General features: G+C 37.9%; 18 protein-coding genes. 6 read left to right on the forward strand and 12 right to left on the reverse strand.

What is annotated here, in order from left to right; all coding sequences use genetic code 11:
- The first annotated feature begins 99 nt into the window (after window positions 1-99).
- Entirely contained in the window at window positions 100-2,379 is a 2,280-nt protein-coding gene (locus HCO57_RS08195) for an inorganic phosphate transporter (RefSeq protein ID WP_136949175.1), read from the forward strand.
- Window positions 2,372-3,085 carry a DUF6503 family protein gene (locus tag HCO57_RS08200; RefSeq protein ID WP_167988616.1) on the forward strand — a complete coding sequence of 238 codons (714 nt, stop codon included), beginning with the start codon at window positions 2,372-2,374 and terminating at the stop codon, window positions 3,083-3,085. The genes HCO57_RS08195 and HCO57_RS08200 overlap by 8 nt, the downstream gene beginning before the upstream one ends.
- Here HCO57_RS08200 and HCO57_RS08205 read toward each other — a convergent pair.
- Window positions 3,069-4,535, reverse strand: a complete 1,467-nt coding sequence (locus HCO57_RS08205; RefSeq protein WP_167988617.1) for a hypothetical protein — start codon at window positions 4,533-4,535, stop codon at window positions 3,069-3,071. The two genes, HCO57_RS08200 and HCO57_RS08205, sit on opposite strands and share 17 nt — an antisense overlap.
- A 155-nt stretch (window positions 4,536-4,690) precedes the next feature.
- Between HCO57_RS08205 and yiaA the strand changes: the two genes are divergently transcribed.
- Complete coding sequence (gene yiaA / locus HCO57_RS08210; RefSeq protein WP_167988618.1) at window positions 4,691-5,146, forward strand: inner membrane protein YiaA; 456 nt, start codon at window positions 4,691-4,693, stop codon at window positions 5,144-5,146.
- A 79-nt stretch (window positions 5,147-5,225) separates the two neighbouring features.
- Here yiaA and HCO57_RS08215 read toward each other — a convergent pair whose 3' ends face one another.
- The 7 genes from HCO57_RS08215 to HCO57_RS08245 form a co-directional block, all read right to left on the reverse strand.
- Window positions 5,226-7,703, reverse strand: coding sequence for a zinc-dependent metalloprotease (locus HCO57_RS08215; RefSeq protein WP_167988619.1), 2,478 nt, complete (start codon window positions 7,701-7,703; stop codon window positions 5,226-5,228).
- 63 nt (window positions 7,704-7,766) lie between these two features.
- On the reverse strand, window positions 7,767-8,354 hold the full coding sequence (nadD, locus tag HCO57_RS08220) for a nicotinate (nicotinamide) nucleotide adenylyltransferase (protein WP_167988620.1): 588 nt from the start codon (window positions 8,352-8,354) through the stop codon (window positions 7,767-7,769).
- Complete coding sequence (gene gmk, locus HCO57_RS08225; protein WP_167988621.1) at window positions 8,351-8,953, reverse strand: guanylate kinase; 603 nt, start codon at window positions 8,951-8,953, stop codon at window positions 8,351-8,353. The genes nadD and gmk overlap by 4 nt, the downstream gene beginning before the upstream one ends.
- Window positions 8,950-9,807 (reverse strand): YicC/YloC family endoribonuclease, encoded by an 858-nt coding sequence (locus HCO57_RS08230; RefSeq protein WP_167988622.1) that lies wholly within the window; start codon window positions 9,805-9,807, stop codon window positions 8,950-8,952. The genes gmk and HCO57_RS08230 overlap by 4 nt, the downstream gene beginning before the upstream one ends.
- 71 nt (window positions 9,808-9,878) lie before the next feature.
- A complete protein-coding gene (locus HCO57_RS08235; protein ID WP_167988623.1) occupies window positions 9,879-10,694 on the reverse strand; it encodes a DUF1080 domain-containing protein in 816 nt (271 codons plus the stop codon).
- Between the two features lie 7 nt (window positions 10,695-10,701).
- The gene (locus HCO57_RS08240; protein ID WP_167988624.1) at window positions 10,702-11,442 is read right to left on the reverse strand and encodes a DUF1080 domain-containing protein; all 741 of its coding nucleotides are present in this window, start codon (window positions 11,440-11,442) and stop codon (window positions 10,702-10,704) included.
- Window positions 11,439-12,491, reverse strand: a complete 1,053-nt coding sequence (locus HCO57_RS08245) for a sugar phosphate isomerase/epimerase family protein (protein ID WP_167988625.1) — start codon at window positions 12,489-12,491, stop codon at window positions 11,439-11,441. The genes HCO57_RS08240 and HCO57_RS08245 overlap by 4 nt, the downstream gene beginning before the upstream one ends.
- A 225-nt stretch (window positions 12,492-12,716) precedes the next feature.
- Between HCO57_RS08245 and HCO57_RS08250 the strand changes: the two genes are divergently transcribed.
- Complete coding sequence (locus HCO57_RS08250; RefSeq protein ID WP_167988626.1) at window positions 12,717-13,172, forward strand: ASCH domain-containing protein; 456 nt, start codon at window positions 12,717-12,719, stop codon at window positions 13,170-13,172.
- A 35-nt stretch (window positions 13,173-13,207) separates the two neighbouring features.
- Here the strand turns inward: HCO57_RS08250 and HCO57_RS08255 are convergent, their stop codons facing one another.
- The 4 genes from HCO57_RS08255 to HCO57_RS08270 are packed head-to-tail and all read right to left on the reverse strand — an operon-like array spanning window position 13,208 to window position 17,104.
- Window positions 13,208-14,347, reverse strand: coding sequence for a Gfo/Idh/MocA family protein (locus tag HCO57_RS08255; protein ID WP_167988627.1), 1,140 nt, complete (start codon window positions 14,345-14,347; stop codon window positions 13,208-13,210).
- A 37-nt stretch (window positions 14,348-14,384) separates the two neighbouring features.
- Window positions 14,385-15,608: an MFS transporter gene (locus HCO57_RS08260; RefSeq protein ID WP_167988628.1), complete on the reverse strand. Its 1,224-nt coding sequence runs from the start codon at window positions 15,606-15,608 to the stop codon at window positions 14,385-14,387.
- Window positions 15,609-15,643: 35 nt separating this feature from the next.
- A complete protein-coding gene (locus tag HCO57_RS08265) occupies window positions 15,644-16,087 on the reverse strand; it encodes a DinB family protein (protein WP_167988629.1) in 444 nt (147 codons plus the stop codon).
- 12 nt (window positions 16,088-16,099) lie between these two features.
- Window positions 16,100-17,104 (reverse strand): sugar phosphate isomerase/epimerase family protein, encoded by a 1,005-nt coding sequence (locus HCO57_RS08270; protein WP_136949160.1) that lies wholly within the window; start codon window positions 17,102-17,104, stop codon window positions 16,100-16,102.
- A gap of 144 nt (window positions 17,105-17,248) precedes the next feature.
- On the opposite strand from HCO57_RS08270, the gene HCO57_RS08275 reads away from it, so the two are divergent.
- Both HCO57_RS08275 and HCO57_RS08280 read left to right on the forward strand, forming a co-directional pair.
- Window positions 17,249-18,967 (forward strand): GMC oxidoreductase, encoded by a 1,719-nt coding sequence (locus HCO57_RS08275; protein ID WP_167988630.1) that lies wholly within the window; start codon window positions 17,249-17,251, stop codon window positions 18,965-18,967.
- Window positions 18,967-19,620, forward strand: coding sequence for a gluconate 2-dehydrogenase subunit 3 family protein (locus HCO57_RS08280; protein WP_167988631.1), 654 nt, complete (start codon window positions 18,967-18,969; stop codon window positions 19,618-19,620). Before HCO57_RS08275 ends, HCO57_RS08280 begins: the two co-directional genes overlap by 1 nt.
- The last annotated feature ends 79 nt before the right edge of the window (window positions 19,621-19,699 follow it).

The following is a 19,699-nucleotide window of genomic DNA, read 5'->3' on the forward strand; positions in this document are numbered from 1 at the left end:
AACCCTTACCATAAAGCTCAAAACCAGCCTATATCGTAACGTTTTATTAACCTGTATGCCGATTTATAATAGCAATTTTGCCCTATTTGAATTATTAAGATGGGGGAGAATATCTACTTGTTTATGGTTGTTGCATTGGCTATCCTTGCCATAACCGATTTAGTGGTTGGGGTTAGTAATGATGCTGTAAACTTTTTGAACTCTGCGATTGGCTCTAAAGCTATTTCTTTTAAAACGGTGATGATAGTTGCTAGTCTTGGCGTAGCCTTTGGTGCCATGTCTTCTAGCGGCATGATGGAAGTAGCCAGGAAAGGAATATTTAATCCTACCGAATTTGTCTTTGCAGAAATCATGATCATCTTCATGGCAGTAATGATTACCGATATTTTACTGCTAGACTTCTTTAATACGCTTGGTATGCCAACCTCTACCACGGTATCCATTGTTTTTGAATTACTTGGAGCTGCGGTGGCCGTTTCTTTAATAAAAATAGCAGGTGCAGATGGTAGCTTTTCAGAATTGGTAAATTACATCAACACACAAAAGGCAACAGAAATTATTTTTGGCATTTTGCTATCTGTTGTGGTAGCTTTTAGTATTGGTGCCTTAGTACAGTATGTTACTAGAATACTTATTTCTTTTGATTTTAACAAGAAACCTAAATGGGTAGAAGCCATTTTTGGCGGTATAGCTATTACCGCAATTGTCTACTTTATTTTGGTCAAAGGCCTAAAAAGTGCTGCCATTTTTGACCCTTCTTTTATGGCAATGATTAACGCCAATACTTTCTTGTTTTTACTTGCCAACTTGGCAATTTGGACGCTTATTTCTTGGGCAGCTGCGTTAGTAATTAAATGGAATATTTACAGAATAGTTATTATTCTGGGCACATTTGCTTTAGCTATGGCCTTTGCTGGCAATGACTTGGTCAATTTTATTGGAGTACCTATTGCTGCCTTACAATCTTACCAAGATTGGAGTAGCTCTGGTGTAGATCCTGCTAAATTTACGATGGAAGGATTAACCGCCGCAGTACGCACAAAACCCTATTTACTCTTACTTTCTGGCGGCATTATGGTGGTTACCCTTTGGTTATCTTCTAAGGCACGTAGTGTTGTAAAAACCAGTGTTGACCTAGCAAGACAAGACGAGGGTGATGAACGCTTTCAACCCAATTATCTATCTAGGCAAATTGTAAAATTATCTATAACTGCGAGCAGCAACGTCATGGCCGCTTTACCTCCTAGTTTAGTTAAAAAAATTGATGAACGTTTTAAAATGCCTAAAACATACTTACCTAAGCAAAAAGCACAAGATATGCCTGCTTTTGATATGGTGAGAGCCTCCGTAAACTTGATGGTTGCGAGCATCCTTATTTCATTAGCAACCTCTATGAAATTGCCTTTGAGCACCACCTACGTTACTTTTATGGTGACTATGGGTACTTCTCTTGCAGACCGTGCTTGGGGAGCAGAAAGTGCGGTATACCGAGTAGCAGGTGTTCTTAATGTTATTGGAGGTTGGTTTTTTACTGCTTTTTCTGCGTTTACCGCAGCAGCCATTATAGCTTACATCTTACATATTGGTGGTTTTGTTGCTTTGATAATTCTATTGGTTGCAGCAGCAGTATTATTACTACGCAACTACATGGCTCACAATAAAAAATCTAAAGAAATTAAAGCCGAAGATAGCCTTAGAAAAGCAGAGAGCAGTTCCATACAAGGGGTTATCCAAGAAAGTGCTGACAACATTGGCAACATGATTTCTAGAAGTAATAAAATATATACAGGCGCTATAAATGGTTTGGCTAGGCACGACTTAGAATCACTTCGTAGAAATCATAAAGAGGTGGCAAAAATGTCTGCAGAAATAGAAAGCTTGCAGAACAACATTTTTTATTTTATCAAAAATTTAGACGAGTCTAGTGTTGGTGGTGCATCTAACTTTTATATCAATTTATTGGGTAGCTTACAAGATGTTTCGCAGTCCTTAGAACATATTGCCAAAGTTGGTTACAAACACGTTAATAATAACCACAAGAAATTAAAATACAATCAGATTAAAGAGCTGAAGGATTTAGACCAACAGTTAGAGTCTTTATTTAGCAACACAGCTCAAGTATTTACAGAACGTTCTTTTGATAAATTAAGCCCTTTATTGGCCCGTAAAGAAGAACTTTTTACACTGATAGACCAAAAAATAGAAAAACAGGTCGCAAGAACTAGAACGGAAGAATCCAGTCCAAAAAACACTACATTGTATTTTTCTTTGTTAACAGAGACCAAAGATATTATCAAAGCCACAATGAAGCTGATGGAACTTTATTATTTTGAACACGATAGCACTATTGAACCTGCTAAGATTCCACAAAATGCATAAAATTCTATACTTTACTGTTTTTATATGTGGTGTTTTAGGGGTACAATCACAATCGATTACGGGTTCAGAATTATTAGATAAAGCTATTGCATATCATGACCCAAACGGCCAATGGCCTACTTTTAAAGACAGCCTAAAAGTGGTTATGGAAACCCCAAATAATTCTTCTCGAGAAAGTATTATCTATCTAAATTTACCAAAAGAGGTGTTTAATCTTACGGTAAAAAAAGAGGAAAACACTACGCAATATCAAATAGAACAAGATAATTGCAACATTAGTTTTAATGGTAAACGCAACTTTACAGAAGAAGAAAAAGCAACCTACAGATTAGATTGTGACCGCGCTTTTATGATGAAGGATTACTACACCTACCTATATGGCTTGCCAATGAAATTAAAAGACCCTGGCACTAACCTAGACCCCACGGTGGTTACCAAAACGTTTAAAGGCAAAACGTATTTAGTTTTGAAGGTTACCTATGATGCCGTAGTAGGTAAAGACACTTGGTATTTTTATTTTGACCCTACCACCTATGCCATGGAAGTATATCAGTTTTACCACAAAGAGGCAGATAATGATGGCGAATACATTCTGTTATCTGGTATAGAGACTTTTAAGGGTATTAAAATGCCCAAAACACGCAAATGGTATTACAATAAAGATGATAAATTCTTAGGCACGGATATTCTTAGCCATCCAAATTAGACACCAAGTCTAGGGTTACCGCGTAAAGGTCTTGTTGGGTTAATTTTGATTTTAGCCACGCATAAAAACTCATTACAAAGATATCTTCTTGCCTACGCCCTTTAAAATAAAACGCGTTTTCTACTTTAGCCTCAAAATCTGGAGTAGTGGCCAAACTAGGGTTTTCAGCATACGCCAACACCAATCTTATAAATGTCAACACACGTTCTTCTTGTATCGCTGCCAATTTACTTTTAAACTTACGCCTAAATTGTTGCCCTTTAGCGTACACTGAATCGTGTTCTTGCAGTTCTATAAGCGTCAATAATTCTAAGATATTCTTTTTGAGCACCCATGCCCAACCCACGCGTTCTTCGTACCAATTATCAGATTTTTTAAGTAAACGCAATTCTCGATAAACCTCTTTGTATTTGCCTTGTTGAAAAAGACACATAACCAACACCAATTTTACATCTAAAGAAGTGGAAGAAAGACCTTTTAGCAGTATTTCTGCCTCCATAACTTTTCCAGTATAGAGAAGTAAAAGTCCTTTGAGGAGGTTTCTTTTTCTGAGTAAAGCTTTCTGCTCTGTAACACTTAAGCCTACCAAAACATCTTCTAATTCAGACAACAAACTAGCAGACTTTTTGAACTCTTTATTTCTAAAAAAAGAAAGTGCCAATAAGTGCAGCATGCGTACATAATAATAGCTGTATTTGGCGGGAACCTCTCCTTTATTTTTAAGTGCGATAAAAAGTTGTTCTATATAGGGTGATATAGCGTAAAAATTACGTTGCAGATTGGCTTCTGTTGCCGTTATGGTCATCAATTGATAAAGCGATTTATAACTTAAATCCTCTTCTAGAACTAGTTCCAAATCGGTAAAAATCTGCTGCAGTTCTTTAGATACCTCTGGTGAATTATTCTTTTTTAATCGCGCCCTAATCTGAGCGTAAGCGATATTGAATCGTGTTGCTGTTTGAAGTTTTTTATTGTTTGCTTCCAATTCTAGAACTAAGCTAGCTAAAGAATAATCTGGTATCAGATGCGCAAATTGTATTTTGGTCTGTATTACTTCTGCCAAGATAGGATAGGCATCAATGGTGTTAGCTAAGTTTTCGGATTTTAATAGTACTTTACTAGCCATCTTAATAGCTCCTTTTTCAAATAGTATTCGCGCAGCTAATAAATATTTCAAAGCATGAAAGTCTTCTGCGCTTTCATGCTCAAAACCATAACTCCCAATAAATTCTATCAATGCCTCTTGTACTCTAGCACAAAGCACATAAAAAGCGTTTTTATTGTTTTTACCATAAAGCTTAACGTCTAAATTGGTTACCTCGCCTTTGGCCAAAAACTTTACTAGTGTAATATTTTTTATATCTGTACGCCTATTCTTCTTTGCCAAATACTGCAAAAACTCATGCAATTCGTGTTCAGAAAGACTATCTACGAGTATTTTTAACTCCATTAATTCGTAAGTTTTTAAAACCGTATATTATTATTAATAGCTTAATATAGAAGAATCATCGTCAATTATATCGTAAGTATAGTAAAAATATCACCATTGCGTAGTGCGTGGTCCTAAAATAGATTTGCCCCATACTAATTTTATAAACTTTAGTTATGGAAAATACTTTAGAAAACAACAAAGAAGTAAAAACCAGAAAAGAAAACCAATTTACCTTAAAACCATCTCCTGCATTTATTTCTGCCTCTTGGGCTGCTTTGTGTATTGGCATGGCATCGTATTGTATCGGCTTATGGAATTCATCTCTTTGGCTAAACGAAAAAGGCTATTACTTTACCCTATTATTATTTGGCCTATTCTCTGTGGTCTCCGTTCAAAAAAGTGTTCGGGACAGGCTAGAGGGTTTACCCGTTACGGATGCTTACTACAGCATTAGCTGGTTTACCACCTTTGCAAGTATTATCCTTTTAGTGATAGGATTATGGAATGCAGATATGGAACTGAGTGAAAAAGGATTCTACGGTATGTCTTACACCCTAAGTATTTTTGCCGCCGTTGCGGTACAAAAGAATACAAGGGACATGAAATATTATGATGATTCAGAAAAATAGTGATAATTACTTATACAAGAGCCCCTTTAGTGCTTTGCAAGCTACACTAAAGGGGCTCTATTTCTCTATAAATAAAAACCTAATCTACGGCCAACAACTTGTCTATGCGAGCTATTAGGTCTTTGTAATGATAACGGCTTAAGATAGAACCATTATTCTTAACGGCATTTAGCTGTCTTTTAAGTGTTTCTAATTCTCCACGCACCAAAGCCCTAACATCAGATGTATTTACATTATACACAAGTTTACTTTCAAAACCAGGTCTGGAATAATTGTAGCCTTTGTCCTCTTCCGTCATTAGATACTGCATGCGGTCTACATAGCTACGTTGTAAATTTCTTCGGTATAGGCTAACATTTATTCCTTGTGCAGCTTCTTTAAAAAGACCAGATCTCAGCTCTTTTAACATATCGTAAGCGGTGTACCCTCCCCTTTCTTCGTTATCTATAAGCCTGCCTAGTCTATCAAAACTCAACAAAGAATTGAGCTGCCTAGCTTGTACGCTGCGTAACGTTTCAAAATAGCCCGCATGGTCTATATTGGGCAATGCATCTTCTATAAGCAACCAATCTGGCGTATTAAATACGTTTTTGTGTAGCCAACGCATAGCTTCTTGCTGTTGCGTTTTTGGCACAGCACTGTATACGACTCCTTCTTGGTTGGGTTTTTTCAAATTTTCAAAAACACCCCCTATGGTTGTGGTTACATGACCCGTAAAACGACTATAAACTCCCAACAACTCACCATACAGTTCTTCTAAATCGGTATAATCATTGGTTTGGTCAGATGTCCATTCTGGCAAATGCTCGGCTACATACTTTAAGTTTTTAAGTCCATAGGTGCTGGCCAATACAGGATTATCACCTATACATTCTGTTTGTGATTGTGGGTCGAACCTACTTGATTGTCTTCCAAATTTATAGACAGGGTCGTTTGCCTTAGCTAAAATCCATTGATCTAGGGTAGGCACTTCTTCTGCTGGCGAAGAAGCTTCTGGCAAGTACCTATACCCCCAATTGGTAGCATAATGGTCATAAGGGCCCATTTGGCGTATAAAACGAATATTCTCGTCTCCTGGTTGTGCCACGTAATTGTAGCGCGCATAGTCCATTATACTAGCTGCTATACCATTTTTTTGTGTAAACGCCCCATTACGAAGCGAATCTACAGGATACGCATAACTGGCAGCCATATTATGAGGAAAACCAAGGGCATGCCCAACCTCGTGAGCAATAACCATACGCATCATCTCTCCAATTTCGTCTGCTGGTGTATCTAAGGTACGAGCAGAAGGGTTAGCCGCTGCCGTTTCTAACAAATACCGGTTGCGGTAACTTCTTAAATGGTTATGATACCAAATAATATCACTTTCTATAATCTCACCACTACGTGGATCCGATACACTTGGCCCTACCGCATTCCTGGTAGTACTAGCTACATAACGCACCACAGAATAACGTATATCTTCTGGACTAAAATCTGGGTCCTCTTCTGGAGTTGGTGCATCTTTAGCTATAATTGCATTTTTAAAGCCAGCAGTTTCAAACGGTTTCTGCCAATCTTCTATCCCTTGTTTAATATACTTTTGCAATTCTTCGGGCGTTCCTGGGTCCAAATAATATACAATAGGTTTAATAGGCTCTACCAATTCTCCCCTAGCATAGGCCTCAGGGTCTTTAGGCTCCAAACGCCACCTACGGATATAGGTTTTGTAATCTGCCTTTAATTCTTTGGAACCAAAATCATACTGACTTACCGTAAAAAACCCCACTCTAGGGTCATAAATACGTGGTTGCATCGGTTTTTCTGGCAAAAGAATCATACTCTGATTCATTTGTAGGCTAATGGTCTCTGCCCTGCCCTCTGTTGGCGGTTCTGATGCCACATAAGTAAAGTCTTGTTTTACTTCTATGTTTTTAGGAAAACTCTTTACGCTATTGATAAAACTACGATCACTATCTAATTTTTTAACCTTGTATGTTTTTCGTAACCGTGCGGACAAACCACTTATTGCCGGCACATCTGAGGTAAAAAATTTTGTAACATCAATTACAGCCGCAGTAGAATCCTTGGAAAATGTCTTGATATCAAAAGCATACAGAATAGGTTCATAGTTATTTACCTTAACAGAATTACGTATAGCTTTACCCTCTTCTGCAACATTAACGTAGGATTTTATCTTAAGTAATATTTTATTCTGAAAGCGCTCCCAATGTACCACTTGCTCATTGGTTTTAGAGCCTGCATTTACATAACCGCCACCCAAACCATTGGGAATTTGGGCAATTCTACTTACCCAAAGCATATCTTGGTTTAAATTAGCAAAGGGAATTTCGTAAAAATAGGCGTCATTAACTTGATGCACCTTAAAAATACCATCATCTGTTTTTGCCTCTTTGGTAATCACCTCCGTGTAAGTTTTGATACCGTTTTTAGGTTTCTTAGCAGGAGTTGTAGTTTCTTGTTGGCTCTTCTTCTTTTTATTCTTTTTTTGAGCTTCTAGGGTTTGGTTGGTTAGGAAAAGACAAGCTAATCCAAGTAGTAGAACATTTTTCATCTTTCAAATATGAAACTTTTGAAAAAGGAAAAACACTCTAGAATAGTTAAATAAAACTAAATATTAACGGTAAAAATTCATCTCATCTAAATAGGTCCAAACTTTTGGAGGCAGTAAAGGCTTAATATTTTTACCCAGTTTATGGTTTTTACGGATGAAGGTTGAAGAAATTTCTACTATAGGAGCCGCTACCCGATGCACTTTTGGGTGATTTATAAATTGATGATTTACCTCTCCTTCAGAAATTCTAGGATATACGTATACATCATGGTGTTCTAGGATTACCTCATAATTCTTCCACTTGTGGAAGCTTTTAAGATTATCCTCTCCCATCATCAAAGAAAAATGGTATTTATCTCCATACTTTTCTCCTAAATGCACTAGGGTATCTACCGTGTAATTGGGTTGCGGTAGATTAAATTCGATGGTGCTTGCCTTTAACTTAGGGTAATTGTCTTCAATAGCTTCTTCTACCATTCGCAATCTATGGTGGTTATCTAAAAGAGACTTCTTAACCTTGAACGGACTTTGCGGGGTAATTACAAACCAAACCTCGTCCAAATCAGAAAATTCAGCCATGTGGTTTGCAATAATCAAATGGCCTATGTGTATGGGATTAAACGTTCCAAAATAAAGCCCAACTTTTTTCATTCTTTATCAGAATCTATGCTAGCGGTTACCCCTACGTACTCTGCCACCATGCGGTGTGCTTCCTGCAGGGCGGTATCTAAATCGTAGTTTTTAATTATCTTATCAAACTGTGGCGCCGTAGCCAATTCTACCGAAGCTTTTGCAATACGCATGTTTATCTTATCCTCACTTTCCGTACTGCGTTTTTTAAGCCTAATTTTGAGTTCGTCCACGCTAGGTGGTTTTACAAAAACTGCTAACGTCTGTTCCGGATATTTTTTCTTGATACGCAAACCACCAACCACGTCTATATCAAAAATAACGTTCTTGCCCTCTGCCCATAATCGCTCTACTTCACTATTCAACGTGCCGTAGAAGTTATCTCTGTAGACTTCTTCCCACTCCAAGAAATGGTTTTGTTTAATGTGTTTTTTAAACTCCTCCGCAGAAATAAAATAGTAGTTAATACCATCTTTTTCCTCACCGCGAGGTGCACGAGATGTTGCGGAAACAGAAAACGCCAAATTTAACTCTGGCTGTTGCAACAAATGCCTTACAATAGTTGTTTTACCACTACCGGAAGGGGCTGAAAATATGATAAGCTTGCCACCTTTTGTCATAGTACGTTCAATAATTGTTCTTTAATCTTCTCTAACTCATCTTTCATTTGAACAACCAACTGTTGCATGGGCGCATAATTGGCCTTAGAACCAATGGTATTGATTTCCCTACCAATTTCCTGAGCTATAAAACCCAATTTTTTACCATTACTATCTGCCGATGCCATTGTGGTTGTAAAGTAATCTAAGTGATTGGCTAAGCGCACTTTTTCTTCCGTGATATCGTACTTTTCCAAATAATAAATCAATTCTTGCTCAAATCTATTGGCATCTACATCTGCTTGCAAATCTGCAACAGCCCGTTCTAAACGTTCCCTAATACTCCCTAAGCGTTCTGGGTCTTTAGCTATAACTTGCGCTAATAAATCCTGAATTGCATTTATTCTATTCTGAAAATCTGTTTCTAGCACCTTACCCTCTTCTGACCTAAACGTATTGATATTGTTCAAAGCTGTTTCTAACGCTTCTTGAATCTTAAGAAACTCATCTTCATCTATATCTTCCTTATCTGTCTTGAGGGTGTCTGGCATGCGTAATGCTAACTCTAATAACTTAACGTCATCGCCACTAGCAATGGCATTAAGTTGCTCCATGTATTTTTTTACTACTCCTGCATTTATTTCTGCCGTGGTTTCTTCCCCTGTAATTTCTACAAATAAGCCAAAATCTACTTTACCTCTTACAAGAGCATCTGCAATTTGCTTTCTTAGTATTAACTCTTTTTCTCTATACCCTTGCGGTATACGCGCATTAATATCTAGATTTTTACTGTTGAGGGATTTAAGCTCTACGGTAATCTTTTTGTTGGAAAGTTGTAGTGAGTGCTTTCCGTAACCGGTCATGGATTGAATCATGTGAGTTGGTAAATTTTGGCAAAGGTAACTAATATAGAATTGTATACTTATTACCCTTGCCAGAATCCAAGCTATAGTTCCCTAACCCAAATGTTTCTATAGCTAACACGGCTATTATCTCCATGGTCTTGCAGCATAATTGGCGCTTTACCATGTGCTACATTTTTTGGCCACCCTATATATTCTGATGTCCCTTCTATCTCAAAATGGTCTTGGACTAACACTCCGTTGTGAAGCACTGTAATGGTAGCCGATTTAGTCTTGTCACCAGCTGCATTAAACTCTGGTGCGTGGTAAATAATGTCATAGGTATTCCATTCTCCGGATGGTTTAGAGGCCATTGCCAATGGCACAGATTGTTTATAGATTGAACCTACTTGCCCATTAACGTACGTTGGATTGTCATTATTATCTAACACTTGTACTTCATAGCGTTTCTGCAAAAAGACACCACTATTGGCCCTACTTTGATTTTCCCCTTGAATTTCTGATGGAGATTTCCATTCTATATGTAGTTGAACACTACCAAAATTCTGTTTGGTTTGTATATTACCTGTTTTATCATTTACCGTCATGGAACCATCTTCATTAACATGCCATTTCGCTGCTGAACTTTCATCGTTACTACTAACCCAATTCTCAAGATTTTCGCCATCAAAAAGTACAATGGCATCACTAGGCACTCCATTTTCAGATACAGTAACTTTTGGCGGCACAGGTTCATAAATCTCCGTCTCTTCTGGTTTGGTAGGCTCCTTACCCCTATCCATTTCCGAGGTTACTTTTTCTTGTTCCCCTGCCACAGTTTTGTCCGTTTTCGGAGTTTCATTGCAAGAAGCAGCCAATAGCACCCCTAAACTCAGCAGACTTATTTTAATTTTATTCATAATTACGTTATAATTCTTTTATTCTGATATTCCTGTAAGCTACTTGATCTCCATGGTCTTGTAGTCCTATTTTTCCTGTTTGGTAAGTACCGAAACCTTCCCAACCTTTGAATTTAGAATTCGCTATCATTTCATCCCATGCGTCGCCATGAACAGGAAACTCTACTACTTTTACCCCATTCTGGATTACGTAGCCTTGATTGGTATTGTGATTGACCAAAAGCTCTACTGTATTCCATTCGCCTATAGGATTTACCGTTTTTTCTGAAGGTGAAACCATATCGTATAGAGCGCCCGCTTGGTGACTGGTTCCATTCTTGGCGTCTGGATGATTTTCATCATCTAGCACCTGAATTTCTGGTCCCGTTTGGTACGGCTGTCCAAATTTTTCTATTTCTTTTACTCCATAGAAAATTCCACTATTTGCGCCTTCTACCACTTTCCATTCTAATTGTAATAAGAAGTTAGTGTATTCCTTATTGGTCACCAGATTATAGCTTTCGCCATTCCGTTCTTTAGGTGGGTAAAATACCATAGCACCATCTTCTATTTTCCAAGGCTCGGTAACCGCTCCGCCATTGTAATAATGCCACGCATCAAAAGAGCTACCATCAAACAACACCTCCCAATTTGGCACTGCCACTTCTTGGGATACTTCCTCAACTGCTTCTTTTACCGGGTCTTCTTTCTTTTCTTGCTTACACGCTACCACAGCTAAAAAAGCTGCTCCAATTAACCAATTTCTCATAACCCTAGAATACTATTTAAATAGGCATCATCTACGTCTCCGCCAGCAAAATCATCAAACGTTTTCTCCGTAGCTTCAATAATATGTTTTTGTATAAACGGCGCCCCTTCTCTTGCTCCTTGCTCAGGACTTTTCATACAACATTCCCATTCCATAACCGCCCAAACATCACAACCATATTGGGTAAGTTTGGAGAATATTGCGCTAAAATCTACCTGACCGTCACCTAAAGAACGGAACCTACCCGCGCGGTCTATCCAATCTGAATACCCGCCGTACACTCCTTGTTTTCCGGTTGGATTGAATTCTGCATCCTTAACATGGAAAGCTTTTATAAATTCATGGTAATAATCTATAAAGGTGATATAGTCTAAGTGTTGTAATACATAATGACTTGGATCGTACAACATATTTACACGCTTATGGTTACCCGTTGCTTTTAAAAAGCGCTCAAAGCTTACCCCATCATGCAAATCTTCTCCTGGGTGAATTTCATAACAAACATCTACCCCATTTTCATCAAAGTGATTAAGAATAGGCAGCCAACGTTTTGCTAATTCATCAAAACCCTTTTCTACCAAGCCTGCTGGGCGTTGCGGCCAAGGATAAACCGTGTGCCAAAGTAATGCGCCAGAAAATGTAGCATGAGAATTTAAGCCTAATCTTTTACTCGCTGTACCTGCTTTTTTTACCGTATCTATTGCCCACTCCGTTCTTGCTTTAGGATTATGACGCACTGCCTCTGGTGCAAAACCATCAAACATGCTATCATAAGCAGGATTTACGGCAACCAACTGGCCTTGCAAGTGGGTAGACAATTCCGTAATCTCCAAGCCATAAGAATTAATTTTTCCTTTTAAGTCATCACAGTAAGCTTGACTTTCTGCAGCTTTGTCCAAATCAATCAAAAAGTTTTCCCAAGTAGGAATCTGGATGCCCTTATACCCTAATCCAGAAGCCCATTCACATAGACCGTCTAAAGAATTAAACGGCGCCTTACTATCTACAAACTGTGCCAGAAATACTGCTGGCCCTTTTATTGTTTTCATGCTGTTTTATGTTTTTTTGTTTTCGGTTTATGTATTTATTTTTTGCCTATTATGCGGTGTTACACTCTATAAATATAGCAACTACAAGCAAAGCAACAGGCGTATTCTTTTAGTTTATTTGTTTGAATAACGAAAAGATAATTTTCGTTAAAACAATGCACTCCTTGGTCGAAAACCCCATGTTCTCTATCGAATTAAATTGCATTTTTAACTAATATTGCTACTATGAAAAACGAAGCTGTAAAATTGTTTTGGGAGGAATTCTCCAAAGCACATCCTTCTTATAAAAACCATACCTATAACTATGGATATTTTTGCGACAATGAAACCGATGCTAACACTTGCGCAGAACTGGTAAAAAATGATATTAAACGTGCCACAGCACATGCGCTTTTAAGTTTGCAACTTAACAATGAGCCGCTCCCCAAAATAGGTGACCTATTTGTGGTTACGGACTGGTCCGGAACACCAAAGTGTGTTGTAAAAACCACTTCTGTAAAACTACTACCCTACTTTACTATTAACGCGGAGCACGCACGACTAGAAGGTGAAGGTGATAAGTCTTTAGAACACTGGCAGCGAACGCATTGGGATTTCTACACAAGAGCGTTAAGACCCTTTGACCGCTATCCAAGTCAGAGCATGATTGTGGTGTTTGAACGATTTGAAAAAATATATTAAAACAAAAGGCCGCTAACGGCCTTTTGTTTTTTATACTAGTCTTCTAATGTCACCCAAGTATTACCACCTTTATGAGACGCTACAGTAGCCTCTATAAAATTCATGCCTCTTACCCCATCTTTCATAGTTGGGTAAGCTCCACTATTAGTTTCTTCGCCACGTATTGCCCTAGCAACACCTAAATAAATATTAGCCATAGAATCAAAAATACCTTCTGGGTGCCCAGGTGGCAACTTGGTACCATCCAAAGAAAATTCACTATTGTAAGCATGTCCAGGTTTGTAGATACGAGTAGCTTCTGTATCACTCATAAAATACAAGAAATTAGGTCTTTCTTGTTCCCATCTAAACGCCCCCTTTTCGCCATAAATAGCAATAGCCAATCCATTTTCTTCGCCAGTAGCTACTTGGCTACTACGGATTACACCTTTTACATGGTCTCCCATACGTATTAAAACAGTGCCATCTACATCCATTTGGTTATCCTCATACAAATAATTAAAATCGCACAAGATAGATTGTACTTGCAACCCAGTTGTGTACTCTACCATATTAAAGGCATGTACACCTATATCTCCCATACAAGAGCTAATACCTGCTTTTTTAGGGTCTAATCTCCAAACACTAGAACGCTTTTCTTTATCATGGATAATTGGATTGATCCATCCTTGGTAATACCGAGCATCTACTTTATGTATTTTTCCTAACTCCCCATTTTTAATCATCTCACGCATTTGGCGCACCATTGGGTAGCCCGTATACGTATGCGTTAGCGCAAAAATAACACCAGATTTTTCATGAGATTCTTGCAAAATTTTAGCCTCTTCTAAACTTGTAGTCATTGGCTTTTCACAGATTACATGGAAGCCGTTGTCCAATAACTTTTTAGCCATAGGAAAATGCAAGAAATTAGGCGTAAGAACGGAAACCACTTGTATTCTTTCGTCTTCTGGCAGTTTAAGCTCTTCTGCAACCATAGTGTCAAAATCGGAATAAATCCTATCTAAGGGTACATCTATCTCTTGAGCAAATTCTTTATTCTTTTCAAAATCGGGGTTAAAAACCGCTCCTGTGATTTGATAATTGTCATTAATATGGGCAGCGATACGGTGCAGTACACCAATAAGTGAATCGCCTCCTCCACCTACAATTCCTAATCTAATTTTTTTTGGCATTGTTTTTAAATTATCGTGATTTAACTAATTATACTACTTACGCAGCTTCTGTATGTATTCTTTTTGTTTCTACTTTTTTTCTTAGGGCGAAAAGGACACCGAACAGTAATACCAATGCTAACGGAAAAAATACCATAAAGCCAAGAACTGCTTGGCCAGCAGCAATATCTGCTGCTTCTTCTACCAAACCAGATGCTATAGCCGTCTCTTTTTCTGCATCTAATCTAGAACCAATGATAGGGTTCCAAATAGAGGTAGCAAACATCCCTGCTGCTCCCATTAAAGACATTCCCAATGCTCCTGTTTTTGATAAATACTCAGATGTAAAACCAATCATGGTTGGCCAGAAATAGCACACCCCAAGTGCAAATAATGCTGCTGCTGCGTAAATTATATCTCCCTCAGCAACGCTCATAAAATAAATAGCTACTGTGGTAATTATAGCAGACATTAACAACACGCCTATAGGATTTAATTTATGCACAATAGGCCCTGCAAAAAATCTACCTAAAGCCATGATACCTGTTACCAAAGCCAATACCAACATTGGGCTTGCTCCAGAACTACCTAAAATAGTCTCTATCCATTGTTGCGGAATAAATTCTGATGTTGCGGTTAACGTCATACAAAGCATCATAAACCAGAACAAAGGGTCTAATAACCCTTTAACATTGTCTGTAGTTTTAGACACCATATTCTCACTTTTAGGAAAGGATTGTGTAAATACCAAAAAGCCGTAAATAGCTGTTGGCACTAACATGGTAGCTATTTGCAATTGCCAACCTAAACCTGCGTCCGTCATAAATTTAGAAACTAACGCACCAATGACCAATCCGCCAGGAAACCAAACGTGGAACTTATTAAGCATAGCGGTTCTATTATTGGTATACATATCTGCAATCATAGGATTACAAGCTGCCTCTACGGAGCCATTTGCAAATCCGATAAAGAATGTAGAAATGATTAGTGACCAAAAACCGCCAGCGTATATGGTTAACAACAAACCTAAAACATGGCAGACAAAGGCTACAATCATTAAGTTTTTTGGCCCTACCGAGTTATAAATAAACCCACCAATTAGCATAGCAATCGGGAACCCTAAAAAAGCCATACTATTTATATACCCCAACTCTGTATTGTTAATTTCAAAATCAACTCCTAGTTGATTTAATATTCCTGCTCTAATAGCAAAGGTCATAGAAGTAACAATCAGCGAGACACAGGCTGCTAGAAATAATTTGTTCTTATTGATTTGTTCCATGTATTCGTTTTATTTATTCAGTTAATTTTGGTTTGTTATCGTTTGTAAATAATATAGTCTAGTTCTAAGGGCTCTACATTATGCTTTCGTAATTCTACCAATAGCTGCCCTCTGTGATGCGTAGAATGGTTTATGATGTGAAAGAGCACATCCTTATATTCAGTGGTATAGGTATTCCCTTTTTCGGTAGTATAATTGATGCGCTTACTCAAATCCTCAGTATTACGAAGTAACTCAAAAGTAGTTCGCTGATTGTTATAATGAATGTCTTCCCAATCCTCTATAGCGTGGATTTGCCATTGAGTATATTCAGACGCTTCTCCCAAAATAGCTGCATTCCATAAATGATGTACATTTAAAATATGAGAAAACAGGCGTTTGCAGCTTTCTGGGTAATCTACGACATCTTTGGCCTGAAGAATTAGCTCTTTATTACAGTAAAAATTATAGTCAAACAGTTGATTTAAATGGGATTCCATTGCTAGGTAGGGTTATACTATTGTCTTTGCTGCTTTAATCAATAAATTTTTGGTTGCTAAAATACCCGCTTCTTCACTCAGTTCATCCCCTTCGTACTCTACTCCTATAAAACCAGCATAACCAGCATCTTTAACAATGCGCAACATTTTATTGTAATCGGTATCTGTCTCATTACCATTAGCATCAAAATTCATAGATTTAGCACTTACAGCTTTGGCATACGGCATTAATTCTGCCACACCTTTATACCTATCGTACATTTCTACACAGGTAGAATGCCAATTATTAGGATCTTCTTTAGCAATACAGAAATTCCCAAAATCTGGGAGGGTACCACAGTTTTTCATATTTACTTTCTGCATTACTTGAGCCAATAAGGCTCCGTTAGAAGATAAACCGCCATGATTTTCTACAATCACGTTTATATTTTTATCCATGGCATATGTACTTAAACCCTTAAGTCCATCTATGGCCGCAGGCAACCATTCTTCCTCTACCGTACTACCCGCTAAATTTACTCGGATACTATGGCAACCCATTGCAGCAGCTGCATCTACCCATTTATAATGATTCTCTATTGCAGCCTTACGCTCTGCCTCATCATTTACTGCCAAATTTCCTTGGCCATCTATCATGATTAAAAGATTTTGCAAACCGTGTTTTTTTGCCTCTGCATTGCTACGGTCTACAAAATTTTTCATAGCAGCTTCAGAAAAATTTTCTTTCTCTAATTCTGGGTAGTATAATCCACTTACATATTCCAATCCAGTGAAGCCCCATTGTTTTGCTTTTTCAGCAAAAAGATAGGGATCTAAACCTTCTTCTCTAATCATTCTATTAATAGACCACTGTGCTAGTGAAATTTGAAAAAAAACGGTTTCTTCTTTTTCTACTTCCATCCCCCCTTCTGTCATTTTTTCTTCTTTCTTTTTTTCCTGTTTGCAAGCTTGTAATCCCAAGACAGAAATTCCAATGGTGGTCAAAGCGGAATTTTCTACAAATTTTCGTCGTTTCATGGTGATTTTTAAGTATTTCTGATTTTGAAGAGATTAGCGAAAACTACAACGTTATAGTACGATATTCTCAATTTTCATAAGGATTAAATGTAGAAAATTAATTTAATATTTAATACATTTAGAGAATAAACAATTTTAAACTAAATGAGCAAATTCTATTACAACGAGGAACAGGATTCTTATGATGCCATCGTAGTTGGAACAGGGATCAGCGGTGGATGGGCCGCAAAAGAGCTCTGCGAAAACGGCCTTAAGACCCTAGTCTTAGAAAGAGGTAGAATGGTAAAACATAGAGAGGATTACCCAACTGCCAATAAAGATCCGTGGGATTTTAAAAACGCTGGAAACCCAACTGCTGAAGACTTAAAGCAACAAGAAAAACAAGCACGTACAGGTTACACAGTAAAGCAAGAATCTAAACATTGGTTTGTTAATGATTTAGAGCACCCCTATAATGAAGTTAAGCGTTTTGACTGGATGCGTGGTTACCACGTGGGCGGGCGTTCTATAATGTGGGGTAGACAAAGTTATCGTCTTAGCGAGATAGATTTCGAAGCCAATAAAAAAGAAGGGATTGCTGTAGATTGGCCTGTCCGTTATAAAGATATTGCTCCTTGGTATGATAAAGTAGAATCTTACATTGGTGTATCTGGAGAATTATTAAACTTACCGCAGCTACCAGATGGTAAGTTTGAGCCCATGATGGACCTAAATTGTGTGGAGCAACACGTACGCGAAAAGGTTTTCGAACATTTTGATGGCAGAATCCTAACTTCTGGTAGGGTTGCACACATAAATAGTGATAAAAAATTTGAAGGCGATGGTAGAGTTCGTTGCCAATTTAGAAACCGTTGCGTTAGAGGCTGTCCTTTTGGAGCTTATTTTAGCAGTCTTTCTTCTACCCTACCCGCTGCGGAAGCTACTGGTAATATGACACTAAGACCAGATGCTATTGTACACGAAATTATGTACGACCCAGATACTAAAAAAGCAACTGGAGTTAAAGTAATAGACCGCACAACTAAAGAGACCTATGAATTTAAAGCCAAAGTAATTTTCTTATGTGCTTCTGCTGTAGCGTCTACCTCTATTTTAATGCAATCTAGGTCTGACCGTTTTCCAGATGGTTTAGGAAATGACTCTGGAGAACTAGGACACAATATTATGGACCACCACTTTTTAGTTGGTGCTCGTGGTAAAATGGATGGTTTTGACGATAAATATTACAAAGGAAGAAAGCCTAATGGAATTTACGTACCAAGATTTAGAAATTTAGGTGGCGCTTCTGATATGAAAGATTTTACTCGTGGCTATGGGTACCAAGGTGGTGCAAGCCGTGGGGATTATGAAGACTTAGTGGCCGAAGCTAGCTTTGGTAAAGCCTATAAAGATGCTGTTCTTTCTCCAGGTGGTTGGAATATGAACATGTTAGCCTTTGGGGAGATTTTGCCATATCACGATAACAAGATGACTTTGGATTACGGTAAATTAGATCAATGGGGCTTACCTACAGTAACTTTTGATGCAGAAATTCGCCAAAACGAATTAAATATGCGTAAAGATATGCAAGACCAAGCCGTACAAATGTTAGAAAAAGCTGGTGCTAGAGATATAGAACCGTATGACAATCCGTATGCTATTGGTTTAGGTATCCACGAGATGGGAACCGCAAGAATGGGGCGTGACCCAAAAACTTCTGTACTTAATGAGTACAACCAAGTACATACCTGTAAGAATGTTTACGTAACAGACGGATCGTTTATGACTTCTGCCTCTTGCGTAAATCCTTCTTTAACTTATATGGCATTCACAGCAAGAGCTGCCAACCATGCCGCAGAAGAACTTAAAAAAGGAAACTTATAATGGAAAGGAGATCAGCACTTAAAAACATGGGGCTTGCTTTTGGTTATGCCGTTGCTACCCCAACATTATTGAGCGTATTACAAAGTTGTAAAGAAAAAGCTCCCTATGCAGAATGGGTTCCTTCTTTTTTAGAGAAAGATAAAGGTTTTGCCCTTGCGCAAACTTTAGATATTATTTTACCTAAAACAGATACTCCTTCTGCTACAGAAATGAACGTACATACGTTTATAGATACTTTTATTAAAGAAGTATTAGAAAAAGAGCAGCAAGATTTTGTACTTAAGCGTATGGACATGTTCTTTAGCAAAATACAAAAAGACGCTGGTAAGGAAACCATTGCTGACCTTACACCAGAAGACATTGAACCTGCTTTGAAAACGTATCTTAGAAAACGTACAGAAGAAGAGGAAGAAATACATGCTAAAGCCATAAGTGGTTATATGGAAGCTATTATGCAAGGTGGCGAAGCTACTTTGGAAGAAGATGTAGCTAACTTCTCCTTTGCTAATGACATTAGAGATATGGCAACATTTGCCTATAAAAACTCCGAATACATAGGCGAAGAAGTTTTAGCATACCTGCCTATTCCTGGAGAATATATTGCCTGTGGAGATGTTAACGAACTGACCAACAATAAAGCATGGTCACTTTAAACTAAGCAAGATTATCGCTAAAAAAGCTCCCAATGGGAGCTTTTTTTATGACCTTAAATACAAACGCCCAAAGGAAAAG

The sequence above is a fragment of the Croceivirga sp. JEA036 genome (assembly GCF_011882165.1).
Taxonomy (GTDB): Bacteria; Bacteroidota; Bacteroidia; order Flavobacteriales; family Flavobacteriaceae; genus Croceivirga.

Bases quoted from the DNA above. Each gene is read 5' to 3' on its own strand.
- HCO57_RS08195 (WP_136949175.1), top strand. From the start codon at position 100: ATGGGGGAGAATATCTACTTGTTTATGGTTGTTGCATTGGCTATCCTT.
- HCO57_RS08200 (WP_167988616.1), top strand. From the start codon at position 2,372: ATGCATAAAATTCTATACTTTACTGTTTTTATATGTGGTGTTTTAGGG.
- HCO57_RS08205 (WP_167988617.1), bottom strand. From the start codon at position 4,535: ATGGAGTTAAAAATACTCGTAGATAGTCTTTCTGAACACGAATTGCAT.
- yiaA (WP_167988618.1), top strand. From the start codon at position 4,691: ATGGAAAATACTTTAGAAAACAACAAAGAAGTAAAAACCAGAAAAGAA.
- HCO57_RS08215 (WP_167988619.1), bottom strand. From the start codon at position 7,703: ATGAAAAATGTTCTACTACTTGGATTAGCTTGTCTTTTCCTAACCAAC.
- nadD (WP_167988620.1), bottom strand. From the start codon at position 8,354: ATGAAAAAAGTTGGGCTTTATTTTGGAACGTTTAATCCCATACACATA.
- gmk (WP_167988621.1), bottom strand. From the start codon at position 8,953: ATGACAAAAGGTGGCAAGCTTATCATATTTTCAGCCCCTTCCGGTAGT.
- HCO57_RS08230 (WP_167988622.1), bottom strand. From the start codon at position 9,807: ATGATTCAATCCATGACCGGTTACGGAAAGCACTCACTACAACTTTCC.
- HCO57_RS08235 (WP_167988623.1), bottom strand. From the start codon at position 10,694: ATGAATAAAATTAAAATAAGTCTGCTGAGTTTAGGGGTGCTATTGGCT.
- HCO57_RS08240 (WP_167988624.1), bottom strand. From the start codon at position 11,442: ATGAGAAATTGGTTAATTGGAGCAGCTTTTTTAGCTGTGGTAGCGTGT.
- HCO57_RS08245 (WP_167988625.1), bottom strand. From the start codon at position 12,491: ATGAAAACAATAAAAGGGCCAGCAGTATTTCTGGCACAGTTTGTAGAT.
- HCO57_RS08250 (WP_167988626.1), top strand. From the start codon at position 12,717: ATGAAAAACGAAGCTGTAAAATTGTTTTGGGAGGAATTCTCCAAAGCA.
- HCO57_RS08255 (WP_167988627.1), bottom strand. From the start codon at position 14,347: ATGCCAAAAAAAATTAGATTAGGAATTGTAGGTGGAGGAGGCGATTCA.
- HCO57_RS08260 (WP_167988628.1), bottom strand. From the start codon at position 15,608: ATGGAACAAATCAATAAGAACAAATTATTTCTAGCAGCCTGTGTCTCG.
- HCO57_RS08265 (WP_167988629.1), bottom strand. From the start codon at position 16,087: ATGGAATCCCATTTAAATCAACTGTTTGACTATAATTTTTACTGTAAT.
- HCO57_RS08270 (WP_136949160.1), bottom strand. From the start codon at position 17,104: ATGAAACGACGAAAATTTGTAGAAAATTCCGCTTTGACCACCATTGGA.
- HCO57_RS08275 (WP_167988630.1), top strand. From the start codon at position 17,249: ATGAGCAAATTCTATTACAACGAGGAACAGGATTCTTATGATGCCATC.
- HCO57_RS08280 (WP_167988631.1), top strand. From the start codon at position 18,967: ATGGAAAGGAGATCAGCACTTAAAAACATGGGGCTTGCTTTTGGTTAT.